The following is a 13,558-nucleotide window of genomic DNA, read 5'->3' as shown; positions in this document are numbered from 1 at the left end:
TGTATTATTCCGCATTCCAGACTCCGATCCCATAAGCTGGTAAATTGATGGTGATCGTGTTTGAATTTATCCCAGCCTTAATACTGCCATACAAATTTTTTATGCTTACCAAATGTGTTGTTGGTTGAATAACGCCATCCTGGCTTTTATCCGATAAGTTAATTGCAACAACCACTCTCTTATCTCCTTCGGCTCTTTCAAATGAAAATATTTGATCGTTGTTATTTTGTAGCGATTTGTAACCACCCTGGATTAAAACCGGATTTGACCCTCTCAAACTAATCATATCACGATAAAAACTCCAAAGTGAATTAGGGTCATTTTTTTCTTCTTCCAGCGATATTCCATCATTCGGTTTATCATTATCGAATTTGTCTTTCCATGGGCCTTTTAGTTTGTACCAATAGGCCATCCCTTTTCCCTGGTCGCTTTTGTACCATTCAAAAGCTTCGCGATTAGGTATCTCGTTAGCATCGGTACCACCGAATTTCCCGCTGGTACCGGTCATGCCCAATTCCTGACCATAATAGATGGATGGAATGCCTCCTAATAAAAGATTTAATGCAGCACCTATTTTTAATTTGGATAGGTTCCCGTCAACACCATAGCTAAAACGGGGGGTATCATGATTCTCAATAAATATTACTTGTTGTTTTTCCGCAGGAGTAAGCAGAAAAGTTGAATCAGCAGCTTTAATCAGTTCGGATTTTTTGAATGAGCGGATAGCAAAAGCCAATCTGAAATCAAAAACCCTGTCAACCCCGCCATGTGTTAAATAATCAACACCAAAAGAAGCCCAATTGGCTTGCTCGGCCACGATGTTAATTTTTGGATTAACCTGCCTTAGTTTATTTAATAAAGGATTCCAGAAAGTATCGAACAAGTGCGGCATCAGGCCTTTATTATCCAGGTTATCCATCATGTGATCCAACCGGAAACCGTCAACTCCATCATCAAATTTTCCATCGCCATTGGGGTCCATCCAGTATTTGAATAAGCGGTAATTATAATCAAGCACTTTTGGGCTATTCAGGTTCACGGTGGTTATTTTTCTATATACACTGTCGTAACCCAATAAACCATTGAGGCCATACACTATGGATGTTGGTTTAGTATGTGCACCATCGTCATAAATTATATAATCAGCATATTTTGATTTAGGACTATTTATACCATCTTTCCACCAGATATGGTCTTCGGTAACGTACTGAGTTTCCATATCCATGTACAACTTCATTCCCCGGTGATGTATATCTTTTACCAATAGCAGATAGTCCTGCATAGTCCCATATTTCGGGTCGATCTTTTCAAAATCGCTCGCAAAATAATTGTGATAAAATGCCGATTCGTACAATGGTGTAAGCAGGATTGCTGTAACTCCCAACTGTTGCATATAATCCAGCTTTCCCCTGATGCCGTTCAGATCACCATGCTGATCACCATTGCTATCATAAAAACTACGCTGAAAGATGTGATAGATAATTTCATCTTTAGCCGGTGCTTGAATTTTATGCTGTGCTTTAGCAACCGGGCATACCAGTGCACTTAACAGCATGATTATTAATAAGTAACTATTTTTAGGCATTATTTAGGTTTAATGAGAGCCAAAATAAAACAACTGCTGGCTGTTTAACAATGAAGAAATTATCATAAAAGTAGAAAAACTTATCAAAATTATCGTATTTTGGTTTTTTTGTTTCAATTCATTAGTAATTTGGAATAAAATACTCCATATAATTGCCAATTTTATTATTTTTTTTCCTTTCTCATATTCGTTATTTCGCACCCTATTTAAAAATAGTTAAATATTAGTTTATAATTCTTAAAAGCGAGCTACCGGATTTGATGAATGAAATTAATAAAGCCTTTGATGACCTACTTAGCGGCCGAAATGCCAAAGGTATCATCGTATCTAAATAATAGTAAAATGTCCCGGTTTAGAACATTCGAAATTTCTAACCCGCAGTTTGAAAGCAACAATTTACGCTTTATAACGGTTAAAACGCCCAATCTAAAAGGACGAGGGGATATTTGCGTGTTTGTGCCACCCTCGATTTCTAAAACAGATGTTGTGCCCATAGTTATCTTATTACACGGGGTATATGGCAGTGCCTGGAGTTGGGCGCATAGCGGCGGTGTACATTTAAAAGTAAAGGAGCTAATAGAAAACGGCGAGCTGCCCCCTATGATCCTTGCGATGCCATCAGATGGCCTTTGGGGCGATGGCTCGGCTTATTTGCATCATAACGGCTATAATTTCGAAAAATGGATAATTGAGGATGTTGTTGATGCGGTTGTTGAAAGCATTGATGGCGCTGATTCGTCGTCTCCTCTTTTTATTTCAGGCTTGTCAATGGGTGGTTTTGGGGCATTACGAATAGGCGCTAAATACGGATTGAAGTTTAAAGCAATGTCCGGGCTGTCATCCATTACCAGTTTGCCCCAGATGAAGCTTTTTGTTGAGGAGCACCTAAAATGTTATTTGCCGTTAAATGTTGTAGATGAGGACCTGTTTGCCACATTTAAACAATACCAGGATCAATTGCCTCCTATGCGTTTTGATTGTGGCATCCATGACCCATTGATCAACCATAACCGCGACCTGCATCATAAAATGCAAAAGGAAGGTATACTGCATACTTACGAAGAATATCCCGGCGGGCATGAATGGTCATACTGGTCTGCACATATCATATACTCTTTAAATTTTTTTGCTGAACAGTTATAAAACTGTCAAAATCAATTGCCATTGGTGCGGCGTTGGTGTTGTAATGCACAATGTGGGTAGGGGCGTTGCTATGGGAGTAGCCATGGGTGCGGCAATGTCTGTAATATCACAGAGACGCAATCGGTAATATTTTAAGTAAAATGCGCTTCCGGTTTAGTCCTGAGTGGAAAGTCTGAAGTCTTGAGTCTGAAAAGCACAAAATTGACTTAAGACTTACGACTAAAGACTATTGACGTGACACTAGTTTTCCACCGGCATTTCTCTCAGTTGCTTTGGTGTTAGCGGCTCGTAACCTGCCGGCGTCGAAAATATTGCAACGGGCACAGGTTCAAATTTTATCTCCTTTACTGTTGTTTTGATTATCATCCCATTGTGATTAACTGTAAAAGAAAGCGGTACGCCCTTCGTTGTATCAAAAGGCATTGTTAACGAATTTGGGATCACACTAATTTCTTTTGTAAACCAAGCCTCTGCACTTTCGCCAGTTACTTTATCTGTTAGTGTATATTTTAAAGCTTTATGACCGGCGATTGTGCGCGTTTCTGTTGATGCTTCATAGCTATACCCAAGCCTGGCCGGTGACTCTTCAGCCTGGTCAGCTTTATCGTAGTCTATCACATATTTTTTTGCACTTGAAGCAAGCAGCACGCGCATAAAGTCGGTTGGTTTATACGTAATAACCGTTGTTGATTCGTCATTCATCTGTTGGATACTCACTGCAGAGTCGCCTTTGAAAAATACTTTGGCTGATCGTGGTAAGTAGAACAAATACTTGTGCAGACTATCAGGTAATTTATACTCAATATCATAGGATATAGACCCCTGTATTACTTTTTTATGGCTGCATGAGCTAAACCCGGCTAAAACTATTATTAGGTATAAAGAGGCTTTCTTTATTGACATGATGTTTTTATAAGCGGCTAAATTATCAAAAATCAGTCATCTATTACCGCGGAAACTGAAATCTGTAAATCCGTAATAATACGCAGACAATCCCGTAGAAACCCTGCATGATAAAAGTAGGCTGGTATATACTTTTGGATATACATTTTAAGCACTACCATCATGAACAAAGTAACCTACATCGACGATTGCCAGTTAGACCAATTTATACTCAAAAAAATATTGACTTGTTACGGATCATCATGCGAAGTAAATTGTACCGACACCTGTCTTGGCGTACTTAGTCTGCTATCACAACGCAAGTTGAACGAGGAACAAATGCCTGATATTATTTTACTGGATATTTACATGCCTGGTATTAATGCCTGGGATTTCCTCGATAGGATAAAATGGTTACATCCTTCTTTGCCTAAGCCTTTAGACGTTTATATATTATCTGCCAATAAATATCCGGAAGACGTAGAACGCGCCAAAGAATACGCTTTTGTGAAAGCATTTATGCTGAAGCCTATAACAAAAGAAGTGCTTCAAAAATTAGTACTTCAGATAGAATCACCTATAGATAGATTTGTAATGATAGAAACTGCTTGTTAAACCAGGCTTATTCTTTTTTACCTGCCACATTTAACAAAATAGAGCTGGCATGTACGATCCCTAAAGTACTGCCAGGGGTAACATCAAGATAATGATGCAGGTAGCCATCAATCAGGCCTTTCATTATTTGTTCATACGTTGCTCTATATTCAGGAAGACAGGCGATAGCGGATTTCCGGAAATACATTTTGCCTTTATCATCCACATAAACATAAAATGAATAGTCAAAATCCTCATACGCTTTCTGAATGGCGATATTATATTCCGGAGCGAGGTAATTATCAGATGCATCCACCTCTTCAATTGGTGTCGATACCCTTTCCACCTTTTCAACTGCGACTAATGGTGACTTGCTTTTTAATACAACTGGTTCTCTTGCAGCGAATGCACTGTCAATTTTAGTGTTTACCAGTTTGGTTCTTGCCCTTATAAATAAAGTATCCTTAGGACCGGGAATACCCATCTTTCGAATACTTTCAGCAGAGTGAGTTTTTATGTACCGGTCTGAATAAAAAGTAAGAAACACTTTTGAGCCCTCATCATCATCCAGGATAATTTTGTTTTCAACTCTTAAGGCTTGTAAAATGAGGCTATCTGTAGCTATCTTTTTTACCTTAAACCAGGCATCAACCATGTTGAATATAGAATCATGATCAAAATAGACATGAAAGCCATAATATTTCTTCGTCTTCGGGCTAAATACCAATACTGAGTCATCAGATAAAAAGTAAAGGTCCCATGAGGGTTCTAATTGATATCCTTGCTTATCAAATTTAAGCCCATTATTGAAGATCCGGCGCACCTCTTTGAAATGTGTTCCTTTTACTGTACCAAAGGGTAAACCTTTTTTAGCATGAAAATGATCGCACGAAATACAACATATAGAAATAAGCAAAAGCAGCAGGAACCAGAATTGTCTCATATAAAAATCGGCTCAAAATAGCAAAAATCAATAATCTTTGGATAAATTGCTTCTCTATTATTTAGACCATGTGTAAACCCTACCCGTACTTTTTAATAATCATTTTGGCTATTATAGCCCTTCCAGTTAAGGCCCAGCAACGAAAACAGGTATTGCTCGATTCTTATTTTAATGATGAGCATATGAAAGATGCTGCCGGCCAAATGATCTCTTATCATTATAAGTGGAATGAGACCGATAATAATGGATTTTCCATATTTAAGGCTGCATTTAAAACTGCCGGCGCCACAGGCATTATTGAACTTCATGGCCCGCCCGATCCTGATGTTCTCGGCTCCGCAGATGTTTATATTATTGTTGATCCCGACACAAAAAAAGAAAGTCCTAATCCTAAATACATTGAACCAGATAATGTAAAAGTTATTACAGATTGGGTTAGAAAAGGTGGAGTATTACTATTGATGGCTAATGACAGTGCTAATGTAGAATTAAAACATTTTAATACCCTTGCCGAAAAATTTGGCATTCATTTTAATGATGATCTGCGGAATCATGTCAAAGATGATCAGCATTTTGAGGATGGTGCATTTACGATTGATTCTTATAATCCCGTATTGATCACAGCAAAAAAGATATTCATGAAGGATATTTGCTCGCTAACGATCACTCCGCCCGCGACTCCGGCATTGCAGGATGGTGAGGCTGTTATTATAGCCATTTCTCATTTAGGAAGGGGTACAGTGATAGCTGTTGGTGATCCCTGGCTGTATAATGAATATACTAATGGCCGTTTGCCGAAAAGTTTTGAAAATGATAAAGCGGCTAATGATCTTGCGCTATGGCTGATACAGCAGATACCGGAAAAACATCGATAATTGTCTGGACCTTGATTTATAGGACTTATAGATTAACCTGATTATGTTTTACCTTTTTTAGGTAGAAAATCCTATAACTACCTAAATCATGCCAATCAGGGTTCAGACAAATTTATAGCAACAAGGTATCCACCCTGTGTGCATGCACAATATCATCACATGGCGACCAGGAGAAGATTGTAAACCTTCCATCCTGCGAAGCCACTAATGCAAAAGCATCGCGCTGATCATACACAAACTGGGCTGCTGCAAAATGCCTTGTACCACCATCCTGACCGGGTGCCATAATCTGTGCCGGGCTGTCAATAATAGGCTCGGTTACCATGATCTCTTTAACGGTTTCACCACCGAAGGGGCGAGTTATTTTTGCACCGAAGGCCAGCAGTTCATGCTTATCATTGATAATGGTCGCTCCATCAACTGCGGTAAGTCCTGCCACTTTTTCAACTTCGCGATTAAACTCCTCCTGCCACATTACAAGGTTCTGTTTGCTCACTTTTTCCCGCATCAAGTCGGCCAGGCCACTAAAGGCAGGCGAAACAGCATATGAGATCGGGTGGATGATCGATTCGCGCCAGCTGTCGTTATCAGAAGGTACTACTAACAATAAGCCACCATGTTTATGCGCGCGCATAGAAACTGCCAGTTGTACATGCAGGTTAACAGCGTCGTTCCAGGATGCAGGTGAACTAAAGCCAAGTAATGAAGTTAATAGAGCCGGGCAATCAGGCAGACTTACACTTTGCTCGTCTACTACTTTTACTTCGTCGCCATTTAATACAGCTACGTTTACAAACTTGCCAAAACCATCAACCCGCCTGTGTTTAATAACCAGTAGTCCTGCTTCAACCACTTCCAGCACAAAGCAAAAACCCGGAATGTCATGTGTAGTACCCCAAATGTATATTTCATCCTCATCCTGCCATACGCCAAGGTGAATGCCGGAACGTTCTACCGCAGGTGCCAGTTTAGTTAAAGCCTCAGGTGTAAACGCCAGGCGTTGTTCGAAAATTAAGGGCTTTTTTGTTTTATCAGGCGGAAGAAATGCCAATGAGATCTTTGGTGAACGGCCTTCTTCTTTTCGTAAGCTTGTCCAGAAAGCGGTATCAATAATAGCCTCGATTATTTGTTTCTGGGGTTCAGGTGCCAGGTCATCCTCTCCACGTTCGGCAGCAGCGGCCAATTGATGTGCAAAATGCTTTTCAATAGCTCCGGAAACCAAACGTGCAGCTTTATAAGAAGTTTCACTTATCATCGACCTGATATCATTATTCATAGTAGGATTTTATTCGGGCAAAATTACGATACTAATTTACCCAAATTCCTATCAGAGATACAGCGACCTCAAAATATTACGTTAAGATGCTTTTGAGATGACCTTGAAACTATACATCCTCCTGGTTATGCAGATAGTTTTCCAATGACAGCTTTCCTGAACCGATTACTGCAAATACAATCAGGAAAATCAAGGCAGTTATCGATGATGCCATATCGGTGTTAAAGGGTGATTGAAACATATTGATAAAGAAAACTGCTCCAAATACTACAGGTATCTGCATAATGGATGAAAAACGGGTAAGAACACCCAATGCAATTAGTGTCCCCCCTACCAGATGGACAAAGGTGACGTAATAAACCAGCGCCATTAATATATCCGGAGAAACAGAAATGTCAGACCGGTTTTCAATAACCGATCTCAAATAGGCAGTATTGTCCATAAAGCCCAAGCCCTTCAGTAATAAAAAGACACCCAGAATTATGCGAATAACATCCAGGAATTTGGGATGATGACTGTCTCCCCAACTTTCAATTTTATGAATCAAATTCATGATAAGCCCCTCTAATTTAGATTTAGGAAATAATTGGTTGTAAATCAAATGTAACAAAAATATTGCATTTGGTCAAGCAGTTTTTCATTCGGTGAAATGTAAATACAATAGATCTTATCAGCAGTAACATAGCAAGTTGGATAATAATTTTTGGATTAATATAATTGTTCTTTATACATTTATAAAATGAGAACCAATGTATTCCTATCCGTAGTATTAACAATACTATGCCTTAACGCTTCTGCACAAAAAACTGCTACAGCTGATGTAAGTAGCGATTCCAAGCTAACAGTAAGCCGTTTCATTTATGGTCAGTTTGCCGAGCATTTGGGCCATGGTATTTATGGTGGTTTTTGGGTGGATCAATCCCTGCCCGTAGAAAAGCAGGACAGGATACGGCTTGATGTAGTAAATGCCTTAAAAAAAATAAAGATACCGGACCTACGCTGGCCGGGCGGTTGCTTTGCTGATGAATATCATTGGAGAGACGGCATTGGTCCACGGGAACAACGCCCAAAAATGGTAAATACCAACTGGGGAAATGTGACGGATGATAATAGTTTTGGCACGCATGAGTTCCTGGAGCTTTGCAAGCTAATAGGTTGCGAGCCATACATTGCCGGTAATGTAGGCAGTGGTACTGTAGAGGAAATGTCTAAATGGATAGAATACCTCAACCTGGATGGTGAAAGTACAATGACCCAGTTAAGAAAACAAAACGGTCACCCTGAACCATATAAAGTTACTTTTTGGGGTGTGGGAAACGAAAGCTGGGGCTGCGGAGGTAATATGACTCCCGGATTTTACGCCGATCAATATAAACGTTATGCAACTTATGCCAGGAACTACCCGGGCGCGAGACTCAAAAAAATTGCCAGCGGCCCTAATGCTGATGATTATAACTGGACTGAAGTATGCATGAAGAACATCGGAACTGGTATGTGGGGACTATCTTTGCATTATTATACTATTCCGACAGGTAACTGGGAAAAAAAGGGGTCAGCAACCAGTTTTGATGAGAGGGAATATTTCAGTACGATGGTGAATTCGCTGAAAATGGAGGAGCTAATCAACAAGCACTCAGCCATTATGGATAAATATGATCCCGAAAAACGTGTGGCTTTGGTAGTAGACGAATGGGGCGTATGGACAGATGTAGAACCGGGCACTAATCCTGGGTTTCTTTACCAGCAAAACAGTCTGCGCGATGCGTTGATAGCCGCAACTAACTTAAATATATTCAACAATCATTGCGACAGGGTAAAAATGGCCAATCTGGCGCAAACTGTAAATGTGCTGCAATCACTTATTCTAACAGACAAGGATAAGATGCTGCTAACGCCAACTTACCATATATTCGATTTATATAAGGTACACCAGGATGCTAAGTATTTGCCTGTAAAGCTCAATACACCGGATTATGAATTTGATGGAAAGAAAGTTCCTGCAGTAAATATTTCAGCATCACAAGACTCTTCTGGTAAAATACATGTCTCGCTGGTCAACCTTGATCCGCATAACAGCATAGCTGTAAGTACGAATCTTGATGGCCTGAAATGGAATAAGGTAAGCGGGCAAATATTGACTTCGGCCAATTTAACAGATGTAAACACTTTCCAGCAACCTGATAAAGTGCGCATAGCCAATTTCAACGGTGCAAAAAATGATGGTAGGAAGCTGGTTATTGATCTGCCGGCAAAATCAGTTGTAACACTTGAATTGAATTGATCTTGTTAACCCATTTTCCTTGTAGACGCCCTGACAATCAACTTAGGCTTAATACTGATGGTTTTGGGTGTACGGGATGATTCTTCCTGGTCCATTTCCCTGAAATAGAGATCAGCTATTGTTTCACCCATGTAAATACTAAACTGATCAATGGTGGTAATTGAGGGACTTGTTATTTCTGTAAAAGCTTCATTAGAATACCCGCATATGCCCAATTCTGAGGGTACTTTTATACCCATTGCCGAAGCTACTTCCAATACTCCTAAAGCAGAAAAATCAGATGTCGAAGCAAATATGGCATCGGGTGGGTTTGGCAGGTTTAAAAGCTTTTTTGTTGCCTTGGCCCCCAACTCTTTGGTCCAGGCATTTTTAACAATTAACTCTTCTGCAACAGGTATATTATGTTTCTTCAGGGCATTAAGATAACCCGTTTTCCTTTGCTTGAAAATATGCAGGTTTTGTGGCCCTTCAAGTAAGGCGATCCGTTTATAACCCTGCTCGATCATATGTGATACGGCTTCCAGGGATACCTGCTCGGTATCGTTGATTACCTTTAGCGTTTCAAGCTCATCTGTTACACGGTCAAATTGTATCAGTTGTATCTCATTATCAATTACATTTTGCAAATGCTTATAATCATTGCCATCAGCCGAAACTGATATAACAATACAATCCACATGTTGGTTAATCAGCGTATTTACACACTGTACTTCTTTTTCATGTGATTCATTAGACTGACAAATAATAAGATTGTATCCTTTCTGATAAGAAGCTTCCTCAATACCGGCAATCACATTTGAAAAAAAGTTTTGATTGATGCGGGGTACCACAATTCCAATAGTTTTAGAATGCCCCATACGTAGGTTTGAAGCTAGCGCGTTACGCTTATAATTGAGATCGGCAGCTGTTGCCATCACCAGTTTCCTGGTTTTTTCATTTATATTTCCGCTGTTATTAAGCGCCCTTGATACAGATGACGCAGCAATATTCAGCTTTTTAGCGATATCATAAATAGTAATTCTTTTTTTCTGTTTCATTTCGAATTGTAAAAATGATAAAATAAATTTCGGCAATCGATTGCAAAACAAAAAAATATTCTAATTTCGACGTCAATTATATTCCGAACCCGAATAAACCATGCTGCTATTAGGTATTGATATAGGAACATCATCCATTAAAGTATCCGTTGTGGATGCTGCTTCACAAACTGCGATAGCATCTGCGCAATATCCGGATAACGAAAGCCCTATTTTGGCACCGCAACCCGGCTGGGCCGAACAATCGCCTGATATGTGGTGGCAACAGGTACAACATGCTATAGAACTCTGTAACAATAGCGGCAAATACAATCCGCATGACATTTCTGCTATTGGCATTGCTTACCAGATGCATGGGCTTGTGTTGGTAAACAAAGATCAACATGTGCTCCGTAATAGTATTATCTGGTGTGATAGCCGCGCAGTTGAAATTGGGAATAAGGCATTAACTGCTATTGGAGAAAAAAAATGTCTGAGACATCTGCTTAACTCACCCGGAAACTTTACGGCATCCAAACTGGCGTGGGTGAAGGAAAACGAACCGGAAATATATGATCAGATTGATAAGATCATGCTGCCGGGCGATTTTATCTCCATGAAATTAACAGGAGAGATTAACACTTCGGTCTCGGCTTTGTCTGAGGGTATCTTTTATGATTTTAAAAGCGATAAATTATCAAAAGATGTGCTGGATTATTTCGGTTTTAATAAAACCTTTTTTCCTGCCATTCAACCCGTTTTTTCAAGCCATGGCACCCTTTTAAGGTCAGTTGCCGAAAAATTAAGATTGAAAGCGGGCATACCTATTACCTACAAAGCAGGAGATCAGCCAAATAATGCGCTTTCCTTAAATGTGCTCAATCCGGGCGAAGTTGCTGCGACAGCCGGGACATCAGGAGTGATCTACGGGGTAAGCGATCAGCTGACTTATGATCCGCAATCAAGGGTAAACACATTTGCCCATGTTAATTATGCTGAAGAGCAAAAGCGTCTCGGCGTTCTGCTTTGTATAAATGGCACAGGCAGATTGTACAGCTGGGTAAGAAGCCTTTACGGACCATCATTAAGCTTTGCGCAAATGAATGAAAAAGCAACAGAGGCCCCATCCGGTTGCTATGGTTTGCGGATTTTACCTTTCGGAAATGGAGTGGAGCGTATGCTTGCTAATAAACCAATTGGCGCGCATATTCAAAATATCGACCTGAATATACACAGCCAATCCCATATTTTCAGAGCAGTGCAGGAAGGCATTGCCTGCGCATTCAGATATGGGTTAGATATTATGCGCGAAAACGGCATGAATCCGTCTGTCATTCGAGCAGGCAAAGCCAATCTTTTTATGAGCGATCTGTTCACCGAAATATTTGTAAATGCTACCGGCGTACCTGTCGAGCTATATAAAAATGATGGTAGTGCTGGTGCTGCATTAGGAGCAGGTATTGGCTCAGGGATATTTGCGACTGCCGCGGAAGCTTTCAGTAAGATGAAAAAAATAAAAACTGTAGAACCGGCAAATACCAAATTTGAACCCATTTACCAGGACTGGAAAAATCTGCTTAAAACACAATTAGAAAAGACCAATCAATAACTATATAAATCAACAATCATGGCTACCATAGGCGAAAAAGAATTTTTTAAAGGTATAGGCGAAGTAAAATACGAAGGCCCTCAAAGTGATAACCCACTGGCATTCCGCTGGTATGATGCGAATAAAATAGTAGCGGGAAAATCGATGAAAGATCACTTGCGTTTTGCCTGTGCTTACTGGCATTCATTCTGTGGTTCGGGTGCCGATCCTTTTGGTGAACCGACACACTTATTCACATGGAATGAAAAAGCGGATGCAGTGGAACGTGCCAAAGACAAAATGGATGCAGCTTTTGAGTTCATCACCAAAATGAACCTCCCTTACTATTGTTTTCATGATGTGGATGTAGTGGATTATACCAATAACATCAATGAAAATGATAAGCGTCTGCAGGCTTTGGTTGATTATGCCAAACAAAAACAGGCTGCGAGCGGTGTAAAGCTGCTTTGGGGAACTGCGAACCTGTTCTCTAACCGCAGGTATATGAACGGTGCTTCAACCAATCCGGATTTCCATGTATTAACACATGCGGCAGCACAGGTGAAAGCTGCTTTGGATGCAACCATTGCTTTAGGTGGTGAAAACTACGTGTTCTGGGGTGGTCGTGAAGGCTATATGACCCTGCTTAATACCGACATGAAACGTGAGCAGGAACATTTTGCCCAATTTTTACATGCATCAATAGATTATGCCCGCAAACAAGGGTTTAAAGGGACATTCTTTATCGAACCAAAACCATGTGAACCAACTAAGCACCAATACGATTATGATGCCGCTACCGTACTCGGCTTCTTACAGAAATACGATTTGCTGAAAGACATGAAACTTAATCTGGAGGTGAACCATGCAACCTTAGCCGGCCATACCTTTCAGCATGATTTGCAAGTAGCTGCTGACGCTGGTTTGTTAGGCTCTATTGACGCTAACCGTGGTGATGCTCAGAATGGATGGGATACAGACCAGTTCCCTAATAATATTGGTGAGGTGGTTGAATATATGCTGATCATACTAGAGGCTGGTGGCTTTGCCGGCGGTGGCATAAACTTCGACGCCAAGATCCGCAGAAACTCAACTGATCCGGCTGACCTTTTCTATGCGCACATTGGCGGTATGGATATTTTTGCCAGGGCGCTTGTTATTGCCGATCAGATCCTGCAGAAATCAGATTATAAAAAGATCAGAAAAGACCGGTACGCTTCATTTGACAGTGGCACAGGCAAAGCTTTTGAAGAAGGAAAAGTAAGCCTGGAAGGCCTCAGAGACTATGCTATCGCAAACGGTGAACCCAAAACACTGAGCGGCAGACAAGAATATCTCGAAAATTTGATAAATCGATTCATATAGTTTATAATTG

12 protein-coding genes are annotated in these 13,558 nt (G+C 40.3%); 6 read left to right on the top strand and 6 right to left on the bottom strand.

The genetic code is table 11. The features are described 5' to 3' along the window. Nucleotides 1-4 precede the first annotated feature (4 nt). Entirely contained in the window at nt 5-1,585 is a 1,581-nt protein-coding gene (locus ACPPVU_RS03210; protein WP_426670255.1) for an alpha-amylase family glycosyl hydrolase, read from the bottom strand. A gap of 285 nt (nt 1,586-1,870) precedes the next feature. Between ACPPVU_RS03210 and ACPPVU_RS03205 the strand changes: the two genes are divergently transcribed. Then, entirely contained in the window at nt 1,871-2,728 is an 858-nt protein-coding gene (locus ACPPVU_RS03205; protein WP_426670254.1) for an alpha/beta hydrolase, read from the top strand. A gap of 240 nt (nt 2,729-2,968) precedes the next feature. On the opposite strand, the gene ACPPVU_RS03200 is transcribed toward ACPPVU_RS03205, so the two are convergent. Continuing rightward, entirely contained in the window at nt 2,969-3,631 is a 663-nt protein-coding gene (locus ACPPVU_RS03200; RefSeq protein ID WP_426670253.1) for a hypothetical protein, read from the bottom strand. Between the two features lie 162 nt (nt 3,632-3,793). On the opposite strand from ACPPVU_RS03200, the gene ACPPVU_RS03195 reads away from it, so the two are divergent. Beyond that, the gene (locus ACPPVU_RS03195; protein ID WP_426670252.1) at nt 3,794-4,225 is read left to right on the top strand and encodes a response regulator; all 432 of its coding nucleotides are present in this window, start codon (nt 3,794-3,796) and stop codon (nt 4,223-4,225) included. 7 nt (nt 4,226-4,232) lie between these two features. On the opposite strand, the gene ACPPVU_RS03190 is transcribed toward ACPPVU_RS03195, so the two are convergent. Beyond that, complete coding sequence (locus ACPPVU_RS03190; RefSeq protein WP_426670251.1) at nt 4,233-5,147, bottom strand: hypothetical protein; 915 nt, start codon at nt 5,145-5,147, stop codon at nt 4,233-4,235. Nucleotides 5,148-5,215: 68 nt separating this feature from the next. On the opposite strand from ACPPVU_RS03190, the gene ACPPVU_RS03185 reads away from it, so the two are divergent. After that, nucleotides 5,216-6,022 carry a DUF4350 domain-containing protein gene (locus tag ACPPVU_RS03185; RefSeq protein ID WP_426670250.1) on the top strand — a complete coding sequence of 269 codons (807 nt, stop codon included), beginning with the start codon at nt 5,216-5,218 and terminating at the stop codon, nt 6,020-6,022. Between the two features lie 112 nt (nt 6,023-6,134). On the opposite strand, the gene ACPPVU_RS03180 is transcribed toward ACPPVU_RS03185, so the two are convergent. Both ACPPVU_RS03180 and ACPPVU_RS03175 read right to left on the bottom strand, forming a co-directional pair. Then, nucleotides 6,135-7,298, bottom strand: a complete 1,164-nt coding sequence (locus ACPPVU_RS03180) for a putative sensor domain DACNV-containing protein (RefSeq protein WP_426670249.1) — start codon at nt 7,296-7,298, stop codon at nt 6,135-6,137. 109 nt (nt 7,299-7,407) lie between these two features. Beyond that, entirely contained in the window at nt 7,408-7,851 is a 444-nt protein-coding gene (locus ACPPVU_RS03175; RefSeq protein WP_426670248.1) for a DoxX family protein, read from the bottom strand. Between the two features lie 186 nt (nt 7,852-8,037). On the opposite strand from ACPPVU_RS03175, the gene ACPPVU_RS03170 reads away from it, so the two are divergent. Further along, nucleotides 8,038-9,579, top strand: coding sequence for an alpha-N-arabinofuranosidase (locus ACPPVU_RS03170; RefSeq protein ID WP_426670247.1), 1,542 nt, complete (start codon nt 8,038-8,040; stop codon nt 9,577-9,579). A gap of 5 nt (nt 9,580-9,584) precedes the next feature. On the opposite strand, the gene ACPPVU_RS03165 is transcribed toward ACPPVU_RS03170, so the two are convergent. Continuing rightward, complete coding sequence (locus ACPPVU_RS03165; RefSeq protein ID WP_426670246.1) at nt 9,585-10,616, bottom strand: LacI family DNA-binding transcriptional regulator; 1,032 nt, start codon at nt 10,614-10,616, stop codon at nt 9,585-9,587. A gap of 100 nt (nt 10,617-10,716) precedes the next feature. Here ACPPVU_RS03165 and ACPPVU_RS03160 point away from each other — a divergent pair, with 100 nt between their 5' ends. Both ACPPVU_RS03160 and xylA read left to right on the top strand, forming a co-directional pair. Then, nucleotides 10,717-12,204 carry a xylulokinase gene (locus ACPPVU_RS03160; protein ID WP_426670245.1) on the top strand — a complete coding sequence of 496 codons (1,488 nt, stop codon included), beginning with the start codon at nt 10,717-10,719 and terminating at the stop codon, nt 12,202-12,204. An 18-nt stretch (nt 12,205-12,222) separates the two neighbouring features. Continuing rightward, nucleotides 12,223-13,548 (top strand): xylose isomerase, encoded by a 1,326-nt coding sequence (gene xylA / locus ACPPVU_RS03155; protein ID WP_426670244.1) that lies wholly within the window; start codon nt 12,223-12,225, stop codon nt 13,546-13,548. The last annotated feature ends 10 nt before the right edge of the window (nt 13,549-13,558 follow it).

The organism is Mucilaginibacter sp. McL0603, from assembly GCF_049992945.1.
Classification (GTDB): domain Bacteria; phylum Bacteroidota; class Bacteroidia; order Sphingobacteriales; family Sphingobacteriaceae; genus Mucilaginibacter.
Note: the sequence above shows the minus strand (reverse complement) of the source record. Positions and strands in the feature narration are given on the sequence as shown.